This window comes from Xanthobacter sp. 91, assembly GCF_000702385.1.
Classification (GTDB): domain Bacteria; phylum Pseudomonadota; class Alphaproteobacteria; order Rhizobiales; family Xanthobacteraceae; genus Xanthobacter; species Xanthobacter aminoxidans.
Window position 1 is genome coordinate 3,766,108 of the sequence record NZ_JNIB01000001.1, and the last position, 25,923, is coordinate 3,792,030.

The window sequence follows — 25,923 nt, forward strand, 5'->3', positions numbered from 1 at the left end:
GCTGCCCTCACCGGCTCGCCGGCAGGACGCGGCGGCGCCACTGCTCCGCGATCTTGTCGCGCACCTGCGCGAGGGCGATCCAGTCCACCGACATCACCTTGTCGAGGTTCTTCACGGCGGTGCGGTCGAGCGCGGCGCCGGTGATCTCGGCCTTGGAATTGGTGGGGGCGTAGAACATGGTCTCGGTGAAGCTCTTCTGCGCTTCGGGGGAGAGCGCATAGTTCACGAAGGTCTTCGCCGCATCGGCCGCGGGGGCGCCCGCCACCAGATTGATGGTGTTGATCTGGAAGATGGTGCCTTCCTGCGGGATGGTCGCCTTGATCTTCCCGCCGGACAGCTCGCTGTTCACCTGGGCGCGGGCATTGTAGCCGACGCCGAGGGCCGCCTGCCCGGTGATGATGGGGGCGTAGACCTCGGGCTTGGGCTCCCACGTCTGCACGTTGGGCGCGATCTCGGCCACGGCGGCGAGGCCCTTGTCCACGTTGGCGAGATAATCGGTGCCGCCATTGGCCTTGTTGAGGATCAGCACAAGGCCGAGGCCCTGGATATCAGGCACGCCGGGGATCACCACCTTGCCCTTGTAGGGCGCCTTGGCCATCTCCATCCAGGACTTGGGAGCCTCCTTCACCTGCTCCGCATTGTAGAGCAGCACGAGGTTGTCGAAGGTCACGCCCACGCCGGCCACGCTGGGGATGCGGGCGTTGGGGTAGAGATCCTTCACGTTGGGGATGTTGGTCTCGTCGATCTTGGTGAAGAGGCCTTCATCCGTGCCGGCCTTGGAGACGGACACGTCCATGATCACCACGTCCGCCTGCGGCGCGGCCTTCTGGGCGCGCAGATTGCCCAGCATGGCGGCGGAGGAGGGCAGGGGGAAGAAGGTGACCTTGATGTCCGGATGCGCCTTCATGAAAGGCTCGATCACGGCCTTCGTGTAGCGCTCCTGGAACAGGCCGGAATAGGCCATCACCGTCAGGTTGGTTTCCGCCGCGGCCGGACCAGCCATGAGGCCGGCGGCGAGGAGGCACAGGGTTCCGAACTTGTGTGCTGCGTTCATCTCGTTGTCCCTCTGGAAAGGTGACCGGGCCGCTCGGGCGGCCTCTCGTGAAGTGTTGAATCAGCGGCTGGGCGGGCTCAGGCGGACAGGAGTTTCGCCTCCACCATGGCGCGGGCGCCGGAAATGTCGGGAAGCTTCTCGCCGGCCGCGAGGCGCGACAGGAGGACGACCTCCGCCTCCTGCATGGCGATGGCGCGGGCCGCGACCGCCGGCGCCTCGGCCGGCTTCAGCACCACCACGCCGCTTTCGTCGCAGAGCACGGCGTCGCCGGGCGAAACGGTCTGGCCGCCCACGTTCACCGGCACGTTCAGCGCGCCTTCGAGGCCGAGCAGCTTGGTGGTGATGGGCGAGGGGCCACGGCACCACATGGGCATGTCAACGCGCACGATCTCGGAGAAGTCGGTGGCCGGGCCGTCGATGACGCCGGCCGTCACCCCGGCCATCTTCATGGCATTGGTGATGACGCCGCCCCAGCAGGCGTGCCGGGCGTCGCCGCAGCGCTCGATCACCACCACGTCGCCGGGGCGCACATAGGCGGTGAGATAGTGCAGCAGGGTGGAATCGGCATGGGGAATGCGCAGGGTTACCGCGGTGCCGGCCACCCGCTTGCCCGGCAGAACGGCGCGGATGTCAGGGTCGACGAAGCCGGAATGCAGCACGTGGCCGATGGTTGCCACTTCGCACTTCTCAAGCTCGGCGACGAGGTCCGGCGCGATCTGCTCCGGCATGGGGTTGACGATGAACATGGGGCAGGCTCCGCTCAGGCGAGGACGTGGTGGCGGGCAACGGGAACGTTGGCGCGCACCTTGCCGGTGTAGGAAAAGTCGAGGCGGGCGGAGGTGAAGCCCACCCCATCCGAGCACTGGGCGGCGATGTGGCCCCAGGGGTCGATGACCATGGAATGGCCCCAGCACCACTTCCTGCCACCGGCATGCGAGCCGGTCTGGCCCACCGCGAGGAACCACGTCTGGGTCTCGATGGCGCGGGCGCGGGCCAGAACTTCCCAATGATCCTTGCCGGTCATGAGGGTGAAGGCGGCGGGCAGCACGATCACATCGGCGCCCTTGTCGGCCAGCTTGCGGAACAGTTCGGGGAAGCGGATGTCGTAGCAGATGGCGCAGCCGACGGTGGTGTCGCCGATCCTGTACGTCACCACCTCGTCGCCGCGGCTGACCGTGTCGGATTCGCGGTAGACCGTGCCGCCGGTGATTTCCACGTCGAACAGGTGGATCTTGCGGTAGCGCGCGATCTCGCTGCCGTCTGGGCCGAACACCAGGGTGGTGTTGTAGAAGGCGTTGCCGTCTTTTTCGGCGACGCTGCCGGCATGGATTGCCACCTTCAGGCGCCGGGCGAGGCCGGACATGAGCTGGTAGGACTCTCCCTCGGGGAAGGTCTCGGCGGAGGCCTGAGTCTCCTCGGGCGTATCGCCGAGGCAGGCGTAATATTCCGGCAGGACCACGAGGTCGGGACGTTCGAGAGCGACCGCTTCCTCGATCAGGGCCTTGGCGGCGCTGAGGTTCGCCGCCTTGTCGCCCTGGCTGTTCATCTGGATGAGCGAAACCTTCACGCACCTGCCTCCTTGCTGGTGAGGCAAGCAGAGCAGAGCCACCAAGGTCCGACAAACGCGAAATAATTGTCCGCCGTGACAAGCAATGCTTATGAGAGCGGCATAGGCGGGGGCTGCTTATTCCGTGTGCAGTGCAGCATGCCCATCGAGAGGATCGCCCGCGGCGATCGCGGCGGCCATGTGGGCGATTAGGCCGGGCAGGGGGCTGCCGGGTTCATCACGGAAAATGGCGTGCAGGTTCAGCGGGGGAATGCGCGCATCCACCTCCAGCAGAACGAGTTCCTCCCGCTCCAGCATCTCGGCGACGACCACATCCGGCAGAACCGCGACGCCCATGCCGTCGCGGACGAGGCGGGTGATGGTGGCCAGCGAGTTGGAGTTGAGGATGCGGACGAGGTGCGGGTCGAGGCCGGAGGATTCCACCAGCTTCTGCACGTTCTGGTGCGGTTGCGACCCGCGCGAGAAGGCGAAGATGGGCTGGGTCACGATGTCCTCCAGCAACAGCCGGCGGCCGTGCAGGGCGAGGCGCGGGGAGGCGACCCAGACGCAGCCGTAGCTGCACAGTTCGATGTTGCGGCAGCCTGGTGCCAGCACCGGCCCCGCGATGAGCGCAAGGTCCACCTGGCCCTCGAGCAGCATGCGCGCCACCGTGAGGCTGTTGTCCACGGTGAGGTCCAGGTCCACCTCGGGATAGATGGATTTCACATGCTCCACGAGACGCGGCAGCCACGCATAGACGACGGTATCGATGGTGCCGATGGCCACCCGCCCGCGCAGCCGCTGGGGGTCGCCCACGCCGAGTCTGAGATCGGCCGCGAGTCGCACGATGGTCTCCGCCTGGGCCAGCGCCCGCTCGCCGGCCGGCGTGAGGCTGACGTTGCGCAGGTCGCGGTCGAACAGCCGCACGCCGAGGTCTTTCTCCAGCGTCGCGATGCGATTGGAGACGGCCGCCTGCGTGGTGCAGAGCCGGTCCGCCGCGCTGGAGAAGCTGCGCAGCCGGGCGACCCAGAGGAAGGTTTCGAGGAACCTTATGTTCATGCGCCCTGAAGGCTCCCGCCGCGACCGAGGGGCGCGATCATGCCCCTTGCCGCCAGAACTGCAACCTCCGCCTTTCCGGGCGCGAACCCTGGGTGCCGTACGGAGAGGCGGCTGGCATGCCTGTCGTGGCGGGCCGGAGAGTGCGCGCGCACGAGCCACGCGGAGGCTCACAAACAGGCACGCGCTGTGCCGCGGCCGGAGCGCTTCGCGATCTACAAGCTCATCGTCGCGGATCGTCGCCAGGTGGGGGCCGACCAGCCTCAAATCCAGAAAGGACCGCAGTCAGGCAGCGTTCCTGATTGAAGGCCGGTGATCCCCAGGGGGCGTTCGCGACCGTTCTACGCATCACGCCTCGCACGTACCACAAGCTCCTTCTGATGCTGCGGCTCATCGCCGTCCCACCGCGACCGTAGGGGCGAGCTCCTCCCGCGGGTCTCAGCGGGAACGGCGTAGCTGGGCGATTTCCGGTCCGGCCACGATTCACAACGTGCCGGTACAACAGGTTGCAATATTGCGATCGAAGCGATGAGCCTGCCGAGCTTGATGTTTCGATGACGTCGCCGAGGGAGGAGGTAAAGGTGCTTTGACGTCCTTTGCCCAACGCCTCGTTGAGCATCTCAGGGCGCGACCGGCGCGCGGGCCGAGGTAATTCGCTTCCCGGACGTGGACCGTTTGGCGACCGAGGCGATGACGGCGGTGCTGGCGATGTGTGGTCGAGTGGCAGTGCGACTGGCACGGTGGCCAAACAATATGCAGACTGTGAACAATGCCCACGACGCCGCCCCATTTCATTGGGGTGCAGGGGGAGTTGGGGCGCCATTCTTCGCCCAGCACTCCATGGCCGCAACAACCGGTCCGGGTATCCGGGTTCCGTTCAGCCAGCGTGTAATTGCGGAACGCTCAACGCCGAGCGCCGTGGCAATTCTGGATTGCCAGCCACGCTCGGCGCCGAACAGCTCGACCGCCAGTGATCGGAACTCTTCGCCGGTCATTCTTCGGCTTCGACCTCGAAGATGTAGCGCATGACGGATTCGGAAAACCCGTCAATGTGCGTCCACCCATTCCCATAGCCGATTCCGTGCTTATCACTCGCCACGTTGATCATGTAGGCGCGCTTCGGAGTCGGCGCCGGCAAGCGCCCGTACATGGTGTCCTGAGCCGCCTGCTCATCCGTGATGACAATCAGGCGGTCCGCAGGCATCGTGTTGATGTATGCTACGGCGCCGATCAGTTCCGTTCCCCCGTGAACCTGAGACCGGATGATCGCGTCCACACCGGCGATGCCGTGTCGAGGAGGGACTTCGACAAGCTGGTCAGAGAACGTGAACACTCGGCGGTCTCCATGCAGGACCGATGCGAGCGTTGCGGCCGCATCCATGCGGGTCAGATCGGACTTCGCGGACAGTTTCGCATTCATTGAACCGGACACGTCCACGAGGACAATAGTGCGCCCCGCAAGGATGCCGATCTCGGACACGGCCTCGGAAAGTGCCTGATCGATGGCCGGCTCGAACTGCGGCGCCGCACGAGCAGCGGCCACATAGCGGAACGGCAGCACGAACTTGGCGCCTTTCCGCGCAATGATGGCGTCACGCACCAAACCGGTGTCGACGCCCGCCTGCTCCATGTTCCGCAGATTTCGGAGCAATGCGAGGTAGCCGATTTTCCCTTCCGTGATGAGGCGGGTGAACGTCTCGCGCTTGTCCGCTCCACCAGAAAGGGCAACTTCCCACGTATCGGGGCTCTCCAGAGTGCCATCGACAAGAGAGCGCCAGAGCGCGGCCTGCACGTCGTCCTTGGGCTTGGCGTGCGTCATGAACAGCACGTCACGCAACTTGATCGCCCCATCGCGGTTGTACTTGGCGAGCGCATAGGCATCGAACTTGAGGAAAGCGCGCGCGAGCCCTTTCTTCATTTGCGCCGGAAGGGGCTTCTTTCCGCCCCTCCAGTAGAGCGCCACCAGTTCTGCAAGTTCGTCAGCGCGCGTGATCGCCTCTTCGATCAGGTCGGCGACACCTTCGGGCTTTCCGGCTCTGAGGAGAGCACAGATCATCAGGAGCGGCACATGACGAAGGCCGTGCTGCTTGCGGGCCTCCACGATCAGGGCACGGACTTTCGCGGCGTCTACCTGCGCGACAAGGTCTTCGACCCGGGCTGCGATATCCTGCCCAGTTTCGTAGAAACCCTTCTCCCAGAGGAGGCAGGAAAGGACAGAGCGGCGCAGCGCCTGATAGGGGGAAACGGTTGCGGCTCGCGCACCTTCATGGGTGAGGGTAGGGGGAGCAGAACGGGCGACATTGATTTTCATGTTGGCACCATCATTGGGCGCCGATGATAGCCTGGGGCGGGAACAGGAGAGGCGGTGACGTAGGCGCTCTACCGGACTGAGCTACAGGGCTTTCACCCTGACGGGATTTGAACCCGTGACCTCCCGCTGTACATGCGAAGTAACCGTTCTCTTCACCGCGCCACGGACTATCAAGGCGCCGAGGAACAGGCGGGTGCAGGGGTCTTTCATTTCGAGTGAAGTACCTGCACCCTTCACCATCGGCATCATCACCATAGCAGACTTGTTGCGTAGCGCAACATTTATCTTGGGGCTCACCACTCAAGCTTCGGCGGATCGACTACAACAACGTCCGACCCCATCCGAGCCTCGGCGGCCTCCAGCCGTGGATGTTCGCCAGCCGATCCCGTGGTGGCGCACAAAGGCCTCAAGCTGGACCACTCGATTCGGGCAGGCTAAGCGACCCGAAAACTCCCAATCTTCAACAAGCTGAGGCCGGATAAGGCTTGGGATGGTGCTGCGAGAGAGGATTGAAGTTCCCTTCGCGCTAGCCAAAACCAAGCGACCAAAGGATTGCTTCGACCCTGCCACAGGGTTGGGGCCTTCTGCCCTTTGCGCTTTGCGACGACCGTCTAGGTATCAAATCCAAGATGCCGAGGAGGCGCCTGGGGGGCTTTGCCGACCGAGGCCACTCTGTTGGGCCAATATACCCATGAAGAGCCGTCGCCTTTCCTGGGCCTGCCGAGGTGCTGTTGAATAGGCAGGGCGCACCTCGGCAGACTCTGCCCTACTTGGCGGGCGGCGTCGTGTCTGGATCGGGTATTTCCCCGGGCTTGTAGTCCGGCAGGCGTCCGGCGGGAATGATGCTGAGGAGCGCAATAGCGGCCATCAGGAGCAAGCCGATCTTCAGGGCCCTCAGCCTAGATTCTGCGTTCACCACGACAGCGGCCGTGACTTGCTCTGGCGTCGCGCCGGCGGTTTCCAGTGTCGTCCTCAGGCGATCATTTGAAACGAAGTTGATGCTGTCGAGATTCACCATGGCCTGAACCTCTGGGGTCAGTTCTGGCGTCGCCGCGACGCGGCCCAGCACGATGGTGGAGAGCAGCCCGACGAGCAGCGCTCCCGCCACGGCCGTCCCGACGGCGGCGGCAAGGTTGTTGGTGGTGCCGCGCAACGAGCCGACATCTCCGGCCAGTTCCTTCGGCGAGGCCGTGACGAGAACGTTGAACACCAGCGTCACCAGCGATCCCTGGCCGATCCCGAAGACGACGAGGCCGAACAGCACCGGAACCGCGCTCCAGTCGTTGCGCACGACGAAGGCGAGCCAGACAAGGGCCACTGTGCAGAGCATGAAGCCGTAGCGGCCGATCTGGCGCGGGGTGAGCTTGTCGTAGAAGCGCACGATCAGCATCGCCGAGAAGAACACCGTGAGGTTGAACGGCATCATGGCGATGGCGGTGGCGAGGGGAGAGCGTCCCTGCACGATCTGGATGTAGAGCGGCACGGAGAAGTTCAGCATCGCCTCCAGCGCCACCACCGCGAACATGGCCATCACCGCCGCGCGTTCCTGGCCGGAGGTGATGACCTCCAGAGCCAGCAGCGGCGTCTTCCCGGCTTCCTGCCGGCGCCGGGTCCAGCGCACGAACAACTGTCCCAGCACGATGCCGACCACGATGAAGACCGGCGCGGGCGAAAGACCGGCGATGGTGAAGGGCGCGGCCGGCGTCGCCACCGCGAGGCCCCAGCGGTTGAGGTTGTTGAAGCCGAACGAGATCAGCACGATGGCGGCAGCCGCCAGCACCACGCCCACCAGATCGATCTGCACCTCCGGCCGGCCATGATCCGCCTTGAGACGGAAGCTCAGGACGAACACCACGGCTGAAAGAACGATGAGGATGCCGAATGCGGGGCGCCAGCCGATGAAGGTGCCGAGAACGCCGCCGATGAGGAAGGCGGCGACACCGGCCGCCGCGCGGGCCGAGCCCAGCGCGCCGAGCGCCGTCGCCTGCTGGGTGCCGCGATAGTTTTCCGCGATCAGCGCCACCAGCGAGGGCACGATGGCCGCCGCAGCCGCGCCTGACAGGCCCTGCGCGGTGATCATGATCGTCGCGTTGGGGCTGAAGGTCATCAGCACCTGGGCGCAGCCAAACAGGACCACCGTGGCACGGAAGACATTGACCGCGCCGAACCGCTGATTGAGCTTGGCGCCGAGCATCACGAAGCCGGCCACCAGCATGGAATACATCACGATGCCCGTGGCGATCGTGGTGGGCGGCACGTTGAAGCTCTTCACCATGCCGCCCATCGCGACAGGCAGCGAGGCGACGTTGAAAGACATGATCACCTGGCCGAGCGCGATGGCGATCATCGGCACCCAGCTCTCCTTGGCGTCCTGGCCGGCCGGCTGGCCCGCCAGCGATTGCGCCGGGGTCGAACCTGTCATGGGCTTTTCCTTCCGAAATTTGGTGTTGGTCCGCGGCGCCGTCACTCTTCGGGGCGCGAGACGAACAGATCCATGCCGAGGTGCTGGGAGAGGTAGCGCGCGGCCAATTGCCCTTTCACGCTGTTGCCGGCCGCATCCAGCGGCGGGGCGAAGGTGCCGAGGCCGCCCTTGCCTGGCGAGACCGTGAGAATTCCGCCGCCGATGCCGCTTTTTCCCGGTAGTCCGATCTCGTAGAGCCAGTCGCCGGAGGTCTCGTAGAGGCCGGCGGTCGCCATCACGGCGAGGGCGTAGTGGCACACGTCCGGTTCCACCACGCGCTCCTTGGTGATGGGGTTGACGCCGCCGTCGGCCAGCGTCGCGCCCATCACCGCGAGGTCGCGCGCGCTCACATTGAGGGAGCATTGGCGCGTGTACAGCTCCGTCGCCTCGTCCGGATCGCTGTAGATGGCGCCGACGCTTTGAAGCATGCGGGCGATGGAGCGATTGCGGAAGTTGGTCGCGATAGCGGAGGCGTACACCTCTTCGTTCAAAGGAAGCGCGCGGCCGGCAAAGCGTGAGAGCCCGCCGTGGATGAACGCCCACTTCTCCGCGCTGGTCGCGCCGGGAACCAGGCTTGTGGCGGCGATGGCGCCCGGATTGACCATGGGATTGGTGATGCCGCCCGGCATGGCTTCGATCGCCGCGAGCGAGTTGAAGGCGCGGCCGGTGGCATTGGCGCCAAGCTTCGCACGCGCCTGCGACGGGCCGATGAGTTCGCAGATGAGGGCGAAGATGAACGGCTTCGACACGCTCATGATGGTGAATTCGTGCTCGACGTCACCAGCGGCATAGATGCGCCCGCTCGTTCCTGCGACGCAGATGCCGAACAGATCCCGAGGCACCCGCTCCAGCGCCGGATAGACCTTGGAGTTCTCCCCCTCGTCATTGTCCTTGAAACGCGCGTGAGCCCGCCGCACAAGGCGCTCGACCTCGTCTGCCTCAGGTAGGTGACCCGTGGAAATGTAGGCGGGCGAAGGCAGTTCGTCGTCTCTGAACATGAGCGTTTCCTCGTTTTTCTTGGGCGTGTTTTGATGAAGCCTGATCGGGCCTCGCCGAGACGGCGCGCTGCGATTCTCCTTCAAACAAAAGCAAAAACGCGAACGACGGGCAGGTCAGATGCCAATCGTCAAACCGAAGCTTATGCCCGGAGGCAGAGAGTCTCAACCCGCCATTCTTTTTTGAATGATAATGATTTCAGACATATATTGCATCGCGGCGTACTTATACTGTGCTGCAGCGGGGGTTTCATGCGAGGGGCGTTGCTGATATCGCGGATCACCTTGATGCGGGGCCGATGTTCAGGACGTCCGCCTCACGATTTATGGGCCGGCCACTCGATTCTCGCACGCTGCTACCGCCATTTTTCTCGCGAGCGAACCATGCCAATGTGAAGCGGGGCCGTAAACGCTGAATTTGCTTCAGTGCAGCAATGAATTTCAATCACAGGGTGGCGAATGTCTCTGAAGCGCGTTGATCTCAACCTGTTCCGCGTCTTCGATGCGATCATGCTCACCGGCAGCGTGAGCGGCGCCAGCAGGGAACTGGGCGTGACGGCATCTGCCGTCAGCCATGCGCTGGCACGCCTTCGCCTCGCGGTTGGGGACGATCTGTTCATCTATGGTGATGACGGCATGGTTCCGACGGCGCGGGCGCGCGAACTCGCCCCCATGGTTCGCGACGGTCTCGGGCGCCTCGATGAGGCGATTTCGGCGACGCCGTTTTCACCGTGCCAAGCCGTGCGAACCTTCCGCGTCGCCGCCAGCGAGTATAGCAGCAGCATCATCCTTCCGGGCCTCGTCCAGCGCATCGCGGAACTGGCTCCCCAGCTTGAACTCCGAATTTTTCCCTACAGCCGCATCGACGTCGTCCAGCATTTGGACGAAGGGCGACTCGACTTGGTAATAGGCTGGTTTTCGGAGCTCCCTGAACGCATCCTCCGGTCGCCGCTGCTCAAAGACAAAGAGGCGCTCGTGGCCCGGCGCGGTCATCCACTGGAAGGAAGCGCAGTGACCCGGGAGCGGTTATTCTCTTACCCGTTCGTTGTGGTGGAACTGACCGGCTCAGGCGATCAGTCCGCCGACGGGTTCCTCGATGAGCGCGGAGTTTGGCGGAGGGTGTGGATCGATCGCCTGCTCATGGAGGCGGACGAAGATGACGCGGCCGTAGCTCATATCGCGGTTTCACTGCCGCACTATGCCTCCGTAGCGGACATCTTGTCGCGTACGGACATGGTGGCCACCTTGCCCGAGCGCTTCGCCCGTCGCCTGGTTGAAGCGGGGCACCATGTGATGCTGTCTCTCCCTCACGCTCCGCAAGAAGCCGTAGTCGAAGCGATCTGGCATCAGCGGGGTAACCGAGATGCTGGCTTGAAATGGCTGTTGAAGCATCTTGAAGATGTGGCGGGTCTAGAAGATTAATTGAAGAGGAATTGAGGTGGCGCGAGCTTGGTAAGATGCCGCCATTTGGTGGCGTCATAGGTCATCTGCCCTTCAGTGGCTTGGTCATGGTCCGGCGAGGAACGTGGTGAGCGCTTCGCTGGAGGCTAAGAGCGGCACGGAGCGCCCGTCAGCCGGGCGCTAGGGTCCGGCCCCCCAGGGAAGAAAGCGCCTGTGAATCCAGGGGTGGTTCAGTCCGCCGATTTCCCTACGGGCTCCCGGGGTGCCTGCACCCAATCTCAATCACCCGGCTTCCCGCTCCTGCAACAGGCGCTGGGCAATGGCCGAGGCACTCGCAACGTGCTGCAGAGCGGCGGCATGTGCTTCCTCCCCCTTGCCCGCGCGGATCGCCTCCACGATGCGCTGCATCTGCCTGGGGCCTTCCACCTCTCGGCCTGGCGTCTTGATCGTCATCGAGCGGAGGTGGTTGATGCGCATCGTCAGGGCGTTGACGATGTTCCAGGCGACCTCCTTGCCGGAGCTGGCGAACAGGGTGCGGTAGAAGTCCGAGGTGGCCTCCAGGACCAACGTTGAGTTGCCCCGGGCGTAGCCGGCGAGGATGCGGGCGAGGCAGGCGTCGAGGGCCGCGATCGTCGCGGGTTGCCGGGCCTCGGCGCAGGCGCGCGCGGCTATGGCCTCAAGCGCCCCCCGGATCTCGTAGATCTGCAAGGCCTCCGCCGCCGTGGTGCGCGAGACGATGGGACCACGCGCCGGAAGATTGGAGACCAGGCCCTCCGTCTCCAGATGCCGCAGAACCTCGCGTACGATGGTGCGGCTCACCCCCAGACGCTCGCACAGGTCGCGCTCCACCAGCCGGTCGCCCGGCCGGAAATGCTGCGAGAAGATGGCCTCGCGCATCTTTTCAAGCGTCAGCTCGCGAAGCGTCTTGGCGGGGCGATCAACCCTTAGGGGTTCAGTGGCAGCGTTCATCTTCTCGCATTCCCTCTTGCCGGCACTGGTGCCGCAGCCGCGCCGAATATTCAACTCAACCCAGCGCCATCTCAGAAAACCAATCGTCGCTGGCTGAGGCCGATTGACGCCAGATTATGGTATGCCATAGTACGGCATACAATAATATTCCTCAGGGTGAACTCATGGCCCCCATCACGCTTCCGACCTCGCTGTCCCGGTCCGCGCGCCGTGCGGCCACCCTCGCGGCGGCGGCCGCAGTCTGCCTCACGGCCGGGCTCGCCCGCGCGGAGACCTGTCAGCCGAAGATCGCCGACAGTCATCTCGTCAAGCCTGGCACGTTCGTGATGGCGACGAGCCCGACCCTGCCGCCCATGGCCTATGCCGACCAGAAAGGCGTGCTGAAAGGGCTCAGGATCGAACTCGGTTATGAGGTGGCCAAGCGCCTCTGCCTGAAGCCCGAATACATCAGCGCCGAATATGCGGCGATGATTCCCGGTCTCCAGGGCAAGCGCTGGGACATGATCAACGCCGGCCTCTTCGTGACGCCCGAGCGCACCAAGATTCTCTACATGATCCCGTATGAAAACCTCGCCATCTCCATCTCGACGGCGGTGAAGTCGGGCGCGCCCATCACCAAGCTCGACGACCTCTCCGGCAAGGCCGTGAGCACCGACATCGGCGGCTATGCCGAGAAGAAGATGCGCGACCTCAACAAGGATTTCGAGGCGCGGGGCCTGAAGCCCATGACCATCAATCTCTTCGATGGCTACGCCACCGTCTATCAGGCGCTGCGCGCCGGGCAGGTGGATGCCGCGGTGTCCATCGATCCTGTGGCGAAGCAGTACCAGGACCGCGGCGAGTTCACCCACGCCTTGTCGCGTCTGTACCCCACTCCCGGGTCTCTGGCCTTCGGCGACAAGGTGGTGGCGGACGCCGTCGCCGAGGTGATGAAGGACATGGAGAAGGACGGCTATCTCGACAAGCTGCTCGGCGAATACGGCGTCGGCCGGGCCGAGGGCGGGGTGCGCGTTCTCGGCCCCAATACATGACGTCTTCCTCATTGCGGCCGGGGCATTTGGTCCCCGCCGCCTCGCTGGGCGCCCCGCGCAGCCCGAGACCTCTCTCATTCCCGCGAGGCTGACGTGAAGGGTTGGCATTGGGACGGCTTCTTCGAGTATCTCACCAACGGCTACCTCATAGAGGGTGCGCTGGTGACCCTCGGGCTCACCGTCTTCTCCATATTTTTCGGGCTCATCCTGGGCTTCGTCATCGCAGTGATGCGCATGTCGAGCTACAAATTACTGTCTGCGCCCGCGTATTTCTACACCTGGATCATGCGGGGCACGCCCCTTCTGGTGCAGCTCATCATCATCTACACGGGCCTGCCGCAGCTCGGCATCAAGTTCACCGTGGTGGAATCCACCCTCATCGGACTTACGCTGAACGAGGCGGCCTACCTCTCGGAAATCGTGCGCGCCGGCATCGCCGCGGTGTCCCGGGGCCAGGTGAACGCAGCGCGCGCGATCGGCATGACGCCGTTCCAGGTGATGCGCTACGTGGTGGCGCCGCAGGCCTTCCGCATCATCATCCCGCCGCTCGGCAACTCGGTGAATGGGGTGCTGAAAACCACCTCCATCGCCTCCATCATCTCCATGGAGGAGCTGCTCCGGCGCACGCAGGTGCTCATTCAGGAGCGGTTCCTGGTGCTCGAACTCTTCGTGGTTGCGGCGATCTACTACCTCATCATGACCACCGCCTGGGAGTTCATCCAGCGCCGCATCGAGCGCCGCTTCGGCCGGGCCTACGATCCCCAGGCCGGCCTGGTCGAGCAGAGGTGAGGGCGCCATGAATGCAGCTGACGGCACATCCGCCCGCGCCACCACACCCGTGGTCGAAATCCGCGGTGTCGACAAATGGTACAGCACCTTCCAGGTGTTGAAAGGCTGCTCGCTCTCGGTGGCGCGCGGCGAGGTGGTGGTGGTGTGCGGGCCCTCCGGCTCGGGCAAGTCCACCCTCATCAAGTGCGTGAACGCACTGGAGCCAGTGAACACGGGCGACGTCCTCATCGAGGGGACCTCCATCACCGACGGCAAGGCCAGCCTGTCGAAGCTGCGCGCCCGCGTCGGCATGGTCTTCCAGCACTTCGAGTTGTTCCCGCACATGAGCGTGCTGGAGAATCTGTGCATCGGCCAGGAGAAGGTGCTGAAGCGCAAGAGCGAGCAGGCCCGCGACAAGGCCATGGGCCTGCTCGCGCGCGTCGGCATGACGGCCCATGCGGGCAAGTATCCGCTCCAGCTCTCGGGCGGCCAGCAGCAGCGCATCGCCATCGCCCGCGCGCTCGCCATGGACCCCATCGCGATGCTGTTCGACGAGCCGACCTCGGCGCTTGATCCGGAGATGATCACCGAGGTGCTCGACGTGATGGTCTCCCTCGCCCAGGAGGGGATGACGATGATGGTCGTGACCCACGAGATGGGCTTCGCGCGAAAGGTCGCGGATCGTGTCGTCTTCATGGATCGCGGCGAGATCGTCGAGGACACGCCGAAGGCGCGCTTCTTCGAAGATCCGCAGAGCGATCGGGCGAAGGCGTTCCTCTCCAAGATCCTGTCTCACTGAGGCTGCCGGGGGCGGTGCCATGCCCCTGCGCGCCTCCTGTCCTGGCATGCCGTAATCCGGAATTTGGAAAAGAGATCATGCTGAAGCTTCGCAAGATCGTCGGCTACGACGAGAAGGTGCTTATCGAGGGTGGCAAGGCGGCGCCGACCCCCCTCCATCTGTTCGGTGCGGCGGCGGTGATCGCCAATCCCTGGGCCGGCCGCGGCTTCGTCGACGACCTCAAGCCGGAGATCATGGCCATCGCGCCGGAACTCGGTGCGCTCCTGACTGACGAGATCCTGCGCCGCGTCGGCTCCGGCGACGCGGTGGAGGGCTACGGCAAGGCCGCTCTGTGCGGTACCTCCGGCGAAATCGAGCACGCCTCCGCGCTCATCCATACCCTGCATTTCGGCAATCACTTCCGCCGTGCGGTGGGGGCGAAGACCTATCTCGCTTTCACCAACGTCCGTGGCGGGCCGGGCTGCCCCATCATGATTCCGCTGATGGACAAGCAGGACGAGGGCCGGCGCTCGCACTACCTGACGGTCCACTTCGCCATCTCCGACGCTCCCGCGCCGGACGAACTGGTGATTGCGCTCGGCGCTTCCATCGGTGGGCGACCGCATCATCGCATCGGCGACCGCTACAAGGACCTCGAGACCCTGAAGGACCTCCATGGCTGAGGTCGCAGACGCAGGTCGCCGCCACGCCACCGTCCGGCTGCGCGGTGGCGCCGTGGAGGGCTCGGTCGCCTATCTTCGGGCGGGTCAGGGCGCGCCCGTGGTGCTGATCCATGGCGTCGGCATGAATGCCGACGTCTGGAGACCGCAGGTCCGTGTCCTCGCCGCGCATCACGACGTCATCTCGATGGACATGCCCGGTCACGGCGAAAGCACCTTGCCGCCGGACCCGGCGCGCCTTGAGGACTATGGCGAGGCGGTCGTCGGGCTGCTTGATGCGCTGGGCATCCAGCGGGCGGCCCTGGTGGGGCATTCCATGGGGGCCCTGGTGGCGATGCAGGTGGCCTTGCGCCATCCCGCGCGCGTCACCCGGCTGGTGGCGATGAACGCGGTCTTCTGCCGTCCACCGGAACTGAAGCGCGCCGTTGAGGCCCGCGCCGACGAACTGGACCAAAAGGGTGTCGCCGCCTCCATCGATCCGACCCTGGCCCGCTGGTTCGGCGATCCCGTGCCGGACGGTCTCGTCGAGGCCTCGGCCCTGACCCGCGCGGCGCTGGAGCAGGTGCGGCCCGAAGGCTATCGGTTGACCTACCGGCTGTTCGCCAGTTCCGATGCGGTGTTTGCCGAGGCGCTCCGGCAACTCGTCCCGCCGGCTCTGTTCTTCACGGCCGAGCACGACGCCAATTCCTCCCCGGCCATGTCGCTGGAGATGGCAGCCCGCGCTCCCGGTGGCCGGGCGGAAATTCTCGCCGGCGCGCGCCATATGATGGCCCTCACCCATCCCGATGCCGTCAACCGCAGCCTGCTCGCCTTCCTGGCCGAAGCGCAGGCGCCTGCCGCGAGCCTTGCGAGGGCCGAGCCGTGAACGCCTTGCAGACATTCGAGCACTATATCGACGGTGTCTTCTCCTATCCCACCGAGCGTTTCGAGAGCGTGGACCCGTCCACCGAGGCGGCGTGGGCGCTGATGCCCCAGGCCGACGCGGCGGACGTGGACCGCGCCGTCACCGCCGCCCATCGTGCCATGCATGAAGGGCCCTGGGCGCGCATGACCGCCACCGAGCGCGGGCGGCTGCTTTACAAGCTCGGCGACCTCGTGGCGGAGAACGCGGCCGAGATTGCCAAGCTGGAAACCCGCGACACCGGCAAGATCATCCGCGAGACCAAGGCGCAGATCGGCTATGTGGCGGCTTACTACCGTTACTTCGCCGGCCTTGCGGACAAGCACCAGGGCGCCGTCGTGCCCATCGACAAGCCGGACCTCGACGTCACGCTGCGTCCCGAGCCCATCGGCGTGGTCGCGGCCATCGTACCCTGGAACTCGCAGCTCTTCCTGTCCGCGGTGAAGCTCGCGCCCGCGCTTGCCGCCGGCTGCGCTGTGGTGCTGAAGGCGTCCGAGGATGGCCCGGCGCCGCTTCTCGCTTTCGCCAAGCTCGTGCATCAGGCCGGCTTCCCGCCGGGCGTGGTCAATATCCTGACCGGCTTCGGGCCCGAGTGCGGGAAAGCGCTGACCACCCATCCGCTCGTGTCCCGCATCGCGTTCACCGGCGGGCCGGCGACGGCGCGGCATATCGTGCGCAACAGCGCGGAGAACCTCGCCTTCACGACCCTTGAACTGGGCGGCAAGTCTCCCGTCGTGGTGTTCAACGACGCCGATCTCGAAAGCGCCGCCAACGCCGTGGTTGCAGGCATCTTCGCCGCCAGCGGGCAGAGCTGCACGGCGGGTTCGCGGCTGCTGGTGGAGCGGAAGGTCGCGCAGCCCTTCCTGAAACTGCTGGCAGACAAGGCTCGCGCCATCCGCATCGGCAACCCGCAGCGGATGGAGACGGAGATGGGCCCGCTCGCGACCGCGCGGCAGGTGGCCCACATGGAGCGCACGGTGGCCGCCAGCATCGTGCAGGGGGCCGAGTGCATCACGGGCGGCAGCCGGCCCCGGGGCCTGTCCCAGGGCTATTACGTCTCCCCCACCATCCTCTTTTCCCACGACACCGACTTGCCCTGCTTCCGCGAGGAATTCTTCGGTCCGGTCCTGAGCGCCACCGTGTTCGACACGGAGGAGGAGGCGGTCGCCAAGGCGAACGACACCGTCTTCGGCCTCGCCAGCGGTGTCTTCACCACCAATCTCGCCCGTGCCCACCGCATGACGGCGAAGATCCATGCCGGCATCGTCTGGGTGAACACCTATCGCGCCGTCTCGCCCATGGTGCCGTTCGGCGGATATGGCATGTCCGGTCTCGGCCGCGAGGCGGGCATGGATTCCATCCGCGACTACACGCGCACAAAATCGGTGTGGATCAACACGTCCGATGCCCCGATCCCCGATCCCTTCGTGATGCGCTGAGGACCGCCGCATGATCAACCGCATCCTGACCCCGCGCGAGCTTCTGATCGGCGGCGGCAGCCTCTCCCAGCTCGTGCCTTTGCTGGGCCGCCTCGGCGTGAGACGGCCCATGCTGGTCGTCGACCCCACCATCCTCAGGCTCGGCATCGCCGATACGGCCATCGCCGCCATGCGGGAGGCGGGGCTGGGCCTCGGCGTGTTCTCCGCCGTGGTGGAAGATCCGACCGACACCAGCGTGATCGCGGCGGCCGACGAGATCCGCTCCGGCTCCCATGATGGCGTCATCGGCTTCGGCGGCGGCAGCGCCATCGACACGGCGAAAGCGGCGGCGATCCTCGCGAGCACGGGCGAGGACGTGCATGCCCTGAAAGTGCCGCGCATCGTGGATCTTCAGGTGATGCCGCTGGTGGCCATCCCCACGACCGCCGGCACCGGCAGCGAAGTCACCCGCGCCTGCGTCGTGTCCGACACGGCTGCGCAGGAGAAGATGCTGATCCTCGGTACCGCGGCCCTTCCGGCCGCAGCCATCGTTGACTACGAACTGACCCTCTCCTGCCCGTTCCGGGTCACCGTGGACACGGGCCTCGATGCCCTGACCCATGCGCTGGAAGCCCTCATCAATCGCAACGGCAATGCCCACGCTGAAGCGCTGGCGCTCTCAGCGCTCAGGCTGATCGGCGCGAATCTGGAGACGGTCGCGCGCGAACCGTCGAATCGCGCCGCGCGCGAGGCCATGATGCTGGGTGCAACCCATGCGGGGCTTGCGGTGTCCAACACGTCCACCGCCCTTATTCATGGGCTGAGCCGGCCCATCGGCGCCTTCTTCCATGTGCCGCACGGCCTCTCCAACGCCATGCTCCTGCCGCTCGTGACGGAATATTCCCTTTCCGCTGCGCCCGCCGGTTACGCCGCGGCCGCCCGCGCGCTTGGCTGGGCGCTGGCGACCATGGGGGATGGAGAGGCCGGGCATGCCCTGGTGAGGGGCTTCCGGGATCTCAACGCACGCCTCGAGGTTCCGACCCCCAAGGCCTATGGCCTGGATGAGGAGGCCTATTTCCGCCTGCGGCCGGAGATGGCCCGCCAGGCCCTCGCCTCCGGCACCCCGGGGAATAATCCGCGCATTCCGTCCGAAGACGAGATCGTCCGTCTCTACGAGATTGCCTGGGACGGTGGAGCCATCGACGGGTGATGGGGGGGCAACATTTGCGTTGCACCCGGTCACCGTCTGGACGGGCGGGAGCAGCTTTGACGCGCTATCGCTGCGGTCCCGGCGCCGCCAGTACGCTCGGCCGCTGCCGCACGAGGCGGGGGGAGAGGTCAACGCCCTCCCGGGACAAGGCGGATGCAAGCCGGGCGATGCCCTTGCGGATCGCCTCCGGCGTCAGCGCCGCATATCCCAGCACCACGGCGCGGGGGTAGCGGAACGGGACGATCTCGTGGGCGCCCGCCGCCTCCAGCGTGTAGATCCCGACGCCCGCATCGGCCGCGATCCGCGCCACCTCGCGCACCGGCGGGAGGTGGTCCGGCAGCGTCCACATCACGTGCATGCCGGCATCGGCACCGGAGATGCGCGTGGGCCCGAAATGGCTGTTCAGGCTTTCCACCAACGCTTGGCGCGCCTCGCTGTAGGTCTGGCGGATGCGCCGCACGTGCCGGGCGAAGCGGCCCTGGTCGATGAAGTCCGCGAGCACGATCTGGTCGAGCCAGGGATGGCCGTAGTTGGCAAGGCTCTTGGCCTGCCGCACGGGCCCGACCAGCTGCTTCGGCACCACCATGTAGCCGGTGCGTATGCCGGCGCCAACGGACTTGGAGAAGGTGCCGAGATAGATCACCGAGGTGTTGGCATCGAGGCCCGCCAGCGCGGCGAGCGGGGCACCGTCATATCGGAAGTCGCTGTCGTAATCGTCCTCCACCACATAGGCGCCGCTGCTGCGGGCCCAGGCCAGAAGTTCACGGCGGCGCCCGAATGACATGGTGACGCCGGTGGGGAACTGGTGGGAGGGCGTGACGTAGGCGAGCGATGCGCCGCAGCCCGCCAGATACTCGGTGCACAGACCCTGCGCATCCACCGGCACCGGGACCAGCGCGCCGCCGAAGCTGGAGAAGACATGCGCCGCGCCGGCATAGCAGGGGTCTTCGATCGCGATCTTCACCCCCGGCTGCACGAACAGGCGGCTAATGAGGTTGAAGCCCTCCTGCGCGCCGGCGGTGATGATGACCTGATCCGGCTCGGCCGGAATGGCGCGGTTTGCCGAGACATGGCTGGCGATGGCGCGGCGCAGCTCGATCGCGCCTTCCGGCGGACCGTACCCGGACAGGTTGCCGGACGCGCGGGAAAGGTTCTCCAGCAGCAATTGGCGCCATTCACGGATCGGAAAATTCCGGCTGTTGGCGCTGCCGTACCAGAAATCGACCTGCATGCGGGTGGGGCCGGTCTGCACCATGCGCAGCGGCGCTGCACGCAGCAGCACCGGCGGGTGCACGACTGTGGGCTCAGGCCGGCGCGGCGAGGGGCTCGATGCCTCAGGATTGGGCGATCCCGACAGGCCGACGCAGGCTTCCGGCAGCACCTCGCACACGAAGGTGCCGGCGCCCGGGCGCATCACAAGGTAGCCTTCCTTGGCGAGGCGCTCGAACGCAAGCACGATGGTGTTGCGCGACACCTTGAGCGTGCGGGCCAGTTCCCGGGTCGAATGCAGTGCCGCCCCCGGCGGCAGGGTGCGGGCGAGAATGGCCGCACGGACCTGGTCGTAGACCTGCTCCTGGAGCGTGACGCCCGCGGCCGGGTCCAGATGCAGTGGAATCATGTGCCTGCTCGATCCTTGCCCCAAGGGTGAGCAAAGCAATTCACGTGCCATCCAACGCCTCCAGATCCCCGTCAGGCGAGGCCCGAAGCCACCTGCCGGACCAGGGGATCCGCCCGCGCCGCCTCCAGGCTGCCGTGGAAGATGACCTCCCCCCGCTCGATCACATAGATGCGCGAAACATAGTCGGGAATATGCTGGACGTTGGATTCCGCCATCAGGACCGCCCGGCCCGAGGCGCGGATGGAGGCGATGCCGGCGGCGATGGTGGGAATGATGGCGGGCGAGAGGCCCTCGAATGGCTCGTCGAGCAGCAGCAGGTCCGGATCGAGGGCCAGCGCGCGGGCGATGGACACCATCTTGCGCTCGCCGCCGGAGAGTTCAGCACCGCCGCGCGTCATGTAGGTGAGGAGCTTGGGAAAGACTTCATAGGCGAAGGCGATGCGATCGGCCGCAGGACGCTCCCGCGATGGCCGCGTCCAGGTGCCGAAGGCGATGTTCTGGGCCACGGAGAGGCTTGCGAACACCTCGCTTTCCTCGGGCGAGAAGCCGATGCCGCGCCGGGCGACCTCGTGCGGCGGAAGCCCGGCCAGCGCGTTCCCGTGCCACAGGACGGTGCCGGCGCGGGGCGCGAGCTGCCCCATGAGTGCGCGGAGCAACGTTGTCTTTCCGGCCCCGTTGCGGCCGACCAGGCAGACGATCTCACCGGCCGCCACGTCCAGCGAGATGGCGCGCAGGATCGACGTTCCGGCGATGTCGACGCTGAGGCGTTCAACCGAGAGCATTGTGAGGCACCTTGCCGACGAGGGTCTCGATCACCGCCGGGTCCCGGAAGAAGGCATCAGGTGGCATGTCGGCGACGAGACTGCCGGCCTTCAGGCCGATCACCCGGGTGGCGTAGCGCGCGATCAATTCCATGTCGTGCTCCACAAGGACGAGGCTCTCGACGCCGAGCCGCTGGGCCGCCGCGAGCAGAGTCTCCATGATGCGGTCCTTGTCGGCGCTCGAGATGCCGCTGGTCGGCTCGTCCAGCAGCATCAGGCGCGGACGCAAGGTGAGCGCGCTCGCGATATCCACCAGCTTCTTCTCGCCCTGGGACAAGGCGGAGCAGGTGGTTTCAAGCCGGTGCTCCAGGCCGAAGGCCGCCGCCACCTCGCGGACCTGCGCCTGTTCGCGCCGGCAGGTGGCGGACGGCCTCAGCAGGCGAAAGGTCTGCCCGGCGCGAGCGAAGGCGCCGACCGAGATCATCTCGGCCACGGTGAAGCTCGGATAGATGGTGACGAGCTGGAAGGAGCGGGCCAGCCCACGCAACGCGAGCGCGCTGGCCCCGAGCCCCGCCACCGGGCGCCCCTCGAACATCACGCCGCCCTCGTCGGGCATGAACAGCCCGGAGAGCGTGTTCACCAGCGTGGTCTTGCCGGCGCCATTGGGGCCGACCACCGCCACCACCTCCCCCTTCGAGATATCGAACGACACCCCCGCGAGCGCGGTGAAGGCACCGTAGCGCTTGGTGATGTTCAACGCGCGCAGCAGCATCTCGATCATCGCCGCCTCCATTCCAGTGCACGCGTGATGAGGCCGAGAATACCGCGCGGGGCGAAGATGATGATGAGCGCGAGAATCGCGCCGAGGGCAAAACGCCAGTACTCGGTATTGGCCATCAGCGTGTCCTGCAGCAGGGTGAAGGACACGGCCCCGACGATCGGGCCGAACAATTGCCCGAGCCCTCCGAGGATGATGATGAAGATCATGTTGCCGGACTGTGTCCAGTAGGACAGCTCCGGATCGGCGGCACCGATGCTGACCGCCAGCACCGCGCCGCCCACCGCGCAATAGATACCGGACAGGATGAACGCCACGTAGCGCACCTTGAACACCGGTACCCCGAGAAACGACGTCTTGCGCTCGTTGTCCCGCCCCGCCTTGAGCGCGAGCCCCAGGGGCGAGGAGACGATCAGCGCCATGAGGAGGAACATGACCGAGAACAGCCCGAGCGCGTACCAGTAGAACGGCCCCACCAGGAAGGCGGTCTTGCTCATGGAGGCGAAGCTGGCGCCGAACAGGCTGGGGCGCGGCACGGAGATGCCGGATTCTCCGCCGGTCAGGTCGTAGAACTTGAACAGGAAGGAATGGAAGATCATGCCGAAGGCGAGCGTCAGCATGGAGAAGAAGATGGTCGTATAGCGCAGGCACAGGAGGCCGATGAGGGCCGCCACCGTGCCGCTCGCGAGCATCGCCACGATGAGCTGCGCCTCGAACGCGCGAACCCCGAGCTTCGCCCCCATCACCGCGCTCGCATAGGCGCCGATGGCGAGGAACATGGCGTGGCCGAAGGACAGGAGCCCGCCGTAGCCGAACAGGAGGTTGAGGCCGGTCAAAGCGATGGCGTAGGCGAGGATCGGGATGATGAGTGTGGTGTAGTAGGGCCCCAGCGCGAACGGGGCGGCGACGAAGGCCGCGAGCACCGCGAGGAAGGCGAGGATGGTCTTCATGCCTCGGCCTTCCCGAACAGTCCGTAGGGCCGCGCCACGAGGACGACGATCACCACAAGATAGATGGACATCACCTCCAGCTCCGGGAAATAGGTGAGCGAGAGCGCCCTGAGCACGCCGACGATGATGGCGCCGAGGAAGGCGCCGCGGATGCTGCCCAGCCCGCCGATCACCACCACCGCGAAGGCTTCGACGATGAGCGCGATGGGCATCTCCAGCGAGGCCGCCGTGGTGGGAATGACCAGCGCGCCGCCCACCGTGCCGAGCATGGAGCCGAGCACGAACACCAGCATGTTGATGCGCCGGGTGTTGGCGCCCAGCGCCTCCGCCATGCGGCCGTTCTCGGCGGTGGCCCGCACCACATGGCCGAGGCTGGTCCATTCGATGAGCCAGTAGAGCAGGCCGGCCACCACCAGCGCGCTCGTCATCACGAGCAAATTGTAGACCGGGAAGGTGAATTCGCCGACCACGAGTGTGCCGTAGACCGATGGCAGATCGCCGAGCAGCCGCGGCTGAGCGCCCCAGACGTAGCGCAGGACATCCTGGAACATCAGCACGAAGGCGAACGTCATGAGCAGCTGGAAGGCTTCGTCGCGGCCGTAGACCGTGCGCAGCACCCGCTCGACGATGAAGCCCACCTGTCCCGCCAGGAGGCCGGACAGGATGAGCACCGGCAGGAGCAGGACGGGAGAGCCGCCCTGCGCCGAGAACCACTCGAACACCGAGGCCCCGAAATAGGCCCCGAGGGCATAGAGCGAGCCGGCGGTCAGATTGACGATGCGCTGGACACCGAAGATGAGCTGCAGTCCCGCGGTGACGAGGAACAGGACCGCGGCGTTGAACAGCGCGGCGAACAGAAGGTCGACCGTGGCCATGTCGCGTCTCTGCTCCCGGCCGGTCAGACCGGGAAATTGGCCGTTTCGAGCCAGCCCCAGAAATCGGCGCCCGGCGGCTTCTGGAGCACGGAGGCGTCGTAGCTGTAGGTGTCCTTCAGGGTGCACACGTCATAGGGATTGTCGTGGGTGGCGAAGCCGCCGTAGAACATCTCCTCGGCGATATGATCCTTGCGCATTCCGGCCGGCCCCCCGAACGATTCCACCTTGATGCCCTCGATCGCCTGGGCGATCTCCTCCGGCTTCGGCCAGGAGCCGCCTTTCGCGGCCATCGCCTTCTCCACGCCCGCCTTGTAGACGTTCATGGCGAAGAAGGCGCGGTCGCTCTCCCAGTGGGGATAGTCCTTGTACTTGTCCATGTAGTATTCGACGAATTCCTTCTGCGCCGCAGAGGGATTGGGCCGCGCGAAATACATGGTGTTGTAGCACAGCAGCGTGCCGACCGGCGTGAAGGGCTTCTTCAGCTGGCCGTGCTGGTGGCCGGCCTGCACCAGCACCATGCGGGCGGTATCCGTGAGGCCGGCGCTGGTGGCCGCGCGCATGAAGATGGGCAGGTCCGCATTGCCCAGCACGCAATAGATGAGATCGGGCTTGGCCGCCTTCAGCGCCGCCACGTTGGCCGTGAAATCCAGCTGGCTGAAGCTCGACCACTGCTCCGAGACCACCTCGGCGTCGATGCCGAACTTCTTGTTGAGCGCCTTGAAGGCGGTCCACACATTGCGCCCGTAGGTATAGTCCGGGCTGATGGCGGCGATGCGCTTGAACTGGCCCTTCAGATGCTTGAGCGCGATCAGCGAGGCCATCACCGCTTCGCACTCGTTGTCGGTGCTCTTGAACACGTATTTCGGCGACGGCATCGTCTCCTTCACGCCGTCCTGGGTGGTGCCGTCCCAGAAGATGGTGAGAACCTGCATGTCCTCCAGCGTCGGCGCCATCGGCAGCGTCACACCCGTGGAATAGCCGCCCTGGATGCAGTCCACTTTCTCCTGGAGCACGAGGCGCCGCGCCCGCTCCAGCGTCTCCTTGGCGTTGGTCTCCTCCTCCACCACCAGTTCAACCTTGCGGCCGGCGATGCCGCCGGACGCGTTGATCTTCTCGGTGCTCCACTCCACCGCGCGCAGGCCGTTGGCGCCGATGTAGGCCGCGGTGCCGGCGCGTGGCGCGATGATGCCGACCTTCAACGGCGTATTCTGGGCGAGGGCGGGCATGGGAAAGGCGCCGACGGCGCTTCCAGCCGCCAGCCCCGCCATGCCCTTGAGGACACCACGACGGTCGATACCTGATTTCGGGTCCATACCTGATTTCGGGTCCATGTCGATCTCCGGAAGGTTTGGAGAAGCGGCGCCTTTGGCGCTCTATGCTTTTATGAATGGGCCTTGCCTATGAATGGCCTTGCCGGTCCGCCTCAGGCGGCCAACGCATCGAGAGCCGCCTTCACCTCGGCGGCGGCCGCTGCCTCCAGCGGCAGAAGCGGCGGGCGCGGATACCCCGCGCTCTTGCCCATCAGCGCCAACCCCTCGTGGGCGACGCGGATGATGCCGTAACGACCGCCGATCTCGCTCAGGGGAAAGAGACGGGCCGCGGCGGCATAGGCCGCCGCCACGTCGCCGGCCTTGGCTGCGTTCCAGAAGGCGACGCACTCGGCCGGACAAATGTTGGCAAGGCCGGTGAACCAGGCCGGCGCGATGGCCAGCGTCGGCTCCAGGATCAGCGTATCCTGGCCGATGCCCACCTGAACCTTTCCGCCGGTGATCTTGGGCACCATGAAGGCGCGCGACAGGTCGCCGGAGGAGTCCTTCATGCCCACCAGCGTCGGGATGGAGGAGAGCGTCTTCACCAGCGCCGGGGTGAGGTCGATGCCGGCGAGTGGCGGGTTGTTGTAGAGCCACAGGGGCAGGTCGCTGGCCGCGGCGACCGTCTCGTAATGGGCGATGATCTCCCGCTCGGTCGGCTTCCAGTAGTTGAGCGGCACCACCAGCACCGCATCCGCGCCATGGTCGGCCGCGTGCTTTGCAAGGCGGACGCTTTCCGCCGTGGTCATGGCGCCGATACCCGTCATCACCGGCACCCGGCCGCCCAGATGCGTGGCGACCTCTTCCAGCGCCTTCATCTTCTCGGCTTCGGTGAAGTAGCCGTTCGCGCCCGTGCTTCCGAACAGGGTGACGCTGTGGATGCCGGCCGCGAGTGCATCATCAAGATGTTTCTTCCACCGTGTGTAGTCGATGGAGCCATCCGCCGCGACCGGCGTCACTGAAAACAGAACAACACCCTCGATATTCATTCTGGTCATGCCTCGGCTCCCCGTCTTCACTATGAAGCCTGAGCCCGGGATGTCCGGTTCACA

At 65.8% G+C, this 25,923-nt stretch carries 24 protein-coding genes; 8 read left to right on the forward strand and 16 right to left on the reverse strand.

What is annotated here, in order from left to right; all coding sequences use genetic code 11:
- Positions 1–7: 7 nt before the first annotated feature.
- The 8 genes from A37E_RS0117625 to glsA form a co-directional block, all read right to left on the reverse strand.
- Positions 8–1,054: an ABC transporter substrate-binding protein gene (locus A37E_RS0117625; RefSeq protein WP_029557821.1), complete on the reverse strand. Its 1,047-nt coding sequence runs from the start codon at positions 1,052–1,054 to the stop codon at positions 8–10.
- Positions 1,055–1,131: 77 nt separating this feature from the next.
- On the reverse strand, positions 1,132–1,800 hold the full coding sequence (locus A37E_RS0117630) for an RraA family protein (RefSeq protein ID WP_029557822.1): 669 nt from the start codon (positions 1,798–1,800) through the stop codon (positions 1,132–1,134).
- Positions 1,801–1,814: 14 nt separating this feature from the next.
- Complete coding sequence (locus A37E_RS0117635; protein ID WP_029557823.1) at positions 1,815–2,621, reverse strand: carbon-nitrogen hydrolase family protein; 807 nt, start codon at positions 2,619–2,621, stop codon at positions 1,815–1,817.
- 117 nt (positions 2,622–2,738) lie between these two features.
- Positions 2,739–3,659, reverse strand: coding sequence for a LysR family transcriptional regulator (locus A37E_RS0117640; RefSeq protein ID WP_024279796.1), 921 nt, complete (start codon positions 3,657–3,659; stop codon positions 2,739–2,741).
- A 788-nt stretch (positions 3,660–4,447) separates the two neighbouring features.
- A complete protein-coding gene (locus tag A37E_RS27015; protein ID WP_156026369.1) occupies positions 4,448–4,651 on the reverse strand; it encodes a helix-turn-helix transcriptional regulator in 204 nt (67 codons plus the stop codon).
- Positions 4,648–5,967: a TROVE domain-containing protein gene (locus A37E_RS0117645; protein WP_029557825.1), complete on the reverse strand. Its 1,320-nt coding sequence runs from the start codon at positions 5,965–5,967 to the stop codon at positions 4,648–4,650. The genes A37E_RS27015 and A37E_RS0117645 overlap by 4 nt, the downstream gene beginning before the upstream one ends.
- A gap of 766 nt (positions 5,968–6,733) precedes the next feature.
- The gene (locus A37E_RS0117650) at positions 6,734–8,389 is read right to left on the reverse strand and encodes an MFS transporter (protein ID WP_156026370.1); all 1,656 of its coding nucleotides are present in this window, start codon (positions 8,387–8,389) and stop codon (positions 6,734–6,736) included.
- Between the two features lie 41 nt (positions 8,390–8,430).
- On the reverse strand, positions 8,431–9,426 hold the full coding sequence (gene glsA, locus A37E_RS0117655; protein WP_029557827.1) for a glutaminase A: 996 nt from the start codon (positions 9,424–9,426) through the stop codon (positions 8,431–8,433).
- A 456-nt stretch (positions 9,427–9,882) separates the two neighbouring features.
- Here glsA and A37E_RS0117660 point away from each other — a divergent pair, with 456 nt between their 5' ends.
- The gene (locus tag A37E_RS0117660) at positions 9,883–10,845 is read left to right on the forward strand and encodes a LysR family transcriptional regulator (protein WP_029557828.1); all 963 of its coding nucleotides are present in this window, start codon (positions 9,883–9,885) and stop codon (positions 10,843–10,845) included.
- A 261-nt stretch (positions 10,846–11,106) separates the two neighbouring features.
- Here A37E_RS0117660 and A37E_RS0117665 read toward each other — a convergent pair whose 3' ends face one another.
- On the reverse strand, positions 11,107–11,793 hold the full coding sequence (locus A37E_RS0117665; RefSeq protein WP_029557829.1) for a GntR family transcriptional regulator: 687 nt from the start codon (positions 11,791–11,793) through the stop codon (positions 11,107–11,109).
- A 164-nt stretch (positions 11,794–11,957) separates the two neighbouring features.
- Here A37E_RS0117665 and A37E_RS0117670 point away from each other — a divergent pair, with 164 nt between their 5' ends.
- From A37E_RS0117670 to A37E_RS0117700, 7 genes are all read left to right on the forward strand, one after another.
- Complete coding sequence (locus A37E_RS0117670; RefSeq protein WP_051679137.1) at positions 11,958–12,824, forward strand: ABC transporter substrate-binding protein; 867 nt, start codon at positions 11,958–11,960, stop codon at positions 12,822–12,824.
- A 93-nt stretch (positions 12,825–12,917) separates the two neighbouring features.
- Positions 12,918–13,613 (forward strand): amino acid ABC transporter permease, encoded by a 696-nt coding sequence (locus A37E_RS0117675; RefSeq protein ID WP_024279790.1) that lies wholly within the window; start codon positions 12,918–12,920, stop codon positions 13,611–13,613.
- Positions 13,614–13,662: 49 nt separating this feature from the next.
- Positions 13,663–14,391, forward strand: a complete 729-nt coding sequence (locus tag A37E_RS0117680) for an amino acid ABC transporter ATP-binding protein (protein WP_029557831.1) — start codon at positions 13,663–13,665, stop codon at positions 14,389–14,391.
- A 74-nt stretch (positions 14,392–14,465) separates the two neighbouring features.
- Complete coding sequence (locus tag A37E_RS0117685; protein ID WP_029557832.1) at positions 14,466–15,053, forward strand: amino acid synthesis family protein; 588 nt, start codon at positions 14,466–14,468, stop codon at positions 15,051–15,053.
- Positions 15,046–15,915 (forward strand): alpha/beta fold hydrolase, encoded by an 870-nt coding sequence (locus A37E_RS0117690; protein WP_029557833.1) that lies wholly within the window; start codon positions 15,046–15,048, stop codon positions 15,913–15,915. The genes A37E_RS0117685 and A37E_RS0117690 overlap by 8 nt, the downstream gene beginning before the upstream one ends.
- Before the next feature lie 5 nt (positions 15,916–15,920).
- A complete protein-coding gene (locus A37E_RS0117695; RefSeq protein WP_029557834.1) occupies positions 15,921–17,390 on the forward strand; it encodes an aldehyde dehydrogenase in 1,470 nt (489 codons plus the stop codon).
- Between the two features lie 10 nt (positions 17,391–17,400).
- Positions 17,401–18,579 carry an iron-containing alcohol dehydrogenase gene (locus A37E_RS0117700; protein WP_029557835.1) on the forward strand — a complete coding sequence of 393 codons (1,179 nt, stop codon included), beginning with the start codon at positions 17,401–17,403 and terminating at the stop codon, positions 18,577–18,579.
- 64 nt (positions 18,580–18,643) lie between these two features.
- On the opposite strand, the gene A37E_RS0117705 is transcribed toward A37E_RS0117700, so the two are convergent.
- The 7 genes from A37E_RS0117705 to A37E_RS0117735 all read right to left on the reverse strand — a co-directional run bounded on the left by A37E_RS0117705 (position 18,644) and on the right by A37E_RS0117735 (position 25,869).
- Positions 18,644–20,197: a PLP-dependent aminotransferase family protein gene (locus A37E_RS0117705; RefSeq protein WP_029557836.1), complete on the reverse strand. Its 1,554-nt coding sequence runs from the start codon at positions 20,195–20,197 to the stop codon at positions 18,644–18,646.
- Positions 20,198–20,268: 71 nt separating this feature from the next.
- The gene (locus A37E_RS0117710) at positions 20,269–20,979 is read right to left on the reverse strand and encodes an ATP-binding cassette domain-containing protein (RefSeq protein WP_029557837.1); all 711 of its coding nucleotides are present in this window, start codon (positions 20,977–20,979) and stop codon (positions 20,269–20,271) included.
- Positions 20,966–21,739: an ATP-binding cassette domain-containing protein gene (locus A37E_RS0117715; protein ID WP_029557838.1), complete on the reverse strand. Its 774-nt coding sequence runs from the start codon at positions 21,737–21,739 to the stop codon at positions 20,966–20,968. The genes A37E_RS0117710 and A37E_RS0117715 overlap by 14 nt, the downstream gene beginning before the upstream one ends.
- Positions 21,736–22,686, reverse strand: a complete 951-nt coding sequence (locus tag A37E_RS0117720) for a branched-chain amino acid ABC transporter permease (protein WP_051679139.1) — start codon at positions 22,684–22,686, stop codon at positions 21,736–21,738. The genes A37E_RS0117715 and A37E_RS0117720 overlap by 4 nt, the downstream gene beginning before the upstream one ends.
- Complete coding sequence (locus A37E_RS0117725) at positions 22,683–23,561, reverse strand: branched-chain amino acid ABC transporter permease (RefSeq protein ID WP_029557840.1); 879 nt, start codon at positions 23,559–23,561, stop codon at positions 22,683–22,685. The genes A37E_RS0117720 and A37E_RS0117725 overlap by 4 nt, the downstream gene beginning before the upstream one ends.
- A 23-nt stretch (positions 23,562–23,584) precedes the next feature.
- Positions 23,585–24,892, reverse strand: a complete 1,308-nt coding sequence (locus A37E_RS0117730) for an ABC transporter substrate-binding protein (protein WP_245279371.1) — start codon at positions 24,890–24,892, stop codon at positions 23,585–23,587.
- Between the two features lie 92 nt (positions 24,893–24,984).
- Positions 24,985–25,869, reverse strand: coding sequence for a dihydrodipicolinate synthase family protein (locus A37E_RS0117735; RefSeq protein ID WP_197023007.1), 885 nt, complete (start codon positions 25,867–25,869; stop codon positions 24,985–24,987).
- Positions 25,870–25,923: the final 54 nt, after the last annotated feature.

Coding starts and splice junctions, on each gene's coding strand:
- A37E_RS0117630 (WP_029557822.1), bottom strand. CDS start 1,800: ATGTTCATCGTCAACCCCATGCCGGAGCAGATCGCGCCGGACCTCGTC.
- A37E_RS0117720 (WP_051679139.1), bottom strand. CDS start 22,686: ATGAAGACCATCCTCGCCTTCCTCGCGGTGCTCGCGGCCTTCGTCGCC.
- A37E_RS0117725 (WP_029557840.1), bottom strand. CDS start 23,561: ATGGCCACGGTCGACCTTCTGTTCGCCGCGCTGTTCAACGCCGCGGTC.
- A37E_RS0117690 (WP_029557833.1), top strand. CDS start 15,046: ATGGCTGAGGTCGCAGACGCAGGTCGCCGCCACGCCACCGTCCGGCTG.
- A37E_RS0117710 (WP_029557837.1), bottom strand. CDS start 20,979: ATGCTCTCGGTTGAACGCCTCAGCGTCGACATCGCCGGAACGTCGATC.
- A37E_RS0117730 (WP_245279371.1), bottom strand. CDS start 24,892: ATGGACCCGAAATCAGGTATGGACCCGAAATCAGGTATCGACCGTCGT.
- A37E_RS0117660 (WP_029557828.1), top strand. CDS start 9,883: ATGTCTCTGAAGCGCGTTGATCTCAACCTGTTCCGCGTCTTCGATGCG.
- glsA (WP_029557827.1), bottom strand. CDS start 9,426: ATGTTCAGAGACGACGAACTGCCTTCGCCCGCCTACATTTCCACGGGT.
- A37E_RS27015 (WP_156026369.1), bottom strand. CDS start 4,651: ATGACCGGCGAAGAGTTCCGATCACTGGCGGTCGAGCTGTTCGGCGCC.
- A37E_RS0117670 (WP_051679137.1), top strand. CDS start 11,958: ATGGCCCCCATCACGCTTCCGACCTCGCTGTCCCGGTCCGCGCGCCGT.
- A37E_RS0117665 (WP_029557829.1), bottom strand. CDS start 11,793: ATGAACGCTGCCACTGAACCCCTAAGGGTTGATCGCCCCGCCAAGACG.
- A37E_RS0117705 (WP_029557836.1), bottom strand. CDS start 20,197: ATGATTCCACTGCATCTGGACCCGGCCGCGGGCGTCACGCTCCAGGAG.
- A37E_RS0117715 (WP_029557838.1), bottom strand. CDS start 21,739: ATGATCGAGATGCTGCTGCGCGCGTTGAACATCACCAAGCGCTACGGT.
- A37E_RS0117640 (WP_024279796.1), bottom strand. CDS start 3,659: ATGAACATAAGGTTCCTCGAAACCTTCCTCTGGGTCGCCCGGCTGCGC.
- A37E_RS0117625 (WP_029557821.1), bottom strand. CDS start 1,054: ATGAACGCAGCACACAAGTTCGGAACCCTGTGCCTCCTCGCCGCCGGC.
- A37E_RS0117735 (WP_197023007.1), bottom strand. CDS start 25,869: ATGACCAGAATGAATATCGAGGGTGTTGTTCTGTTTTCAGTGACGCCG.
- A37E_RS0117645 (WP_029557825.1), bottom strand. CDS start 5,967: ATGAAAATCAATGTCGCCCGTTCTGCTCCCCCTACCCTCACCCATGAA.
- A37E_RS0117650 (WP_156026370.1), bottom strand. CDS start 8,389: ATGACAGGTTCGACCCCGGCGCAATCGCTGGCGGGCCAGCCGGCCGGC.
- A37E_RS0117700 (WP_029557835.1), top strand. CDS start 17,401: ATGATCAACCGCATCCTGACCCCGCGCGAGCTTCTGATCGGCGGCGGC.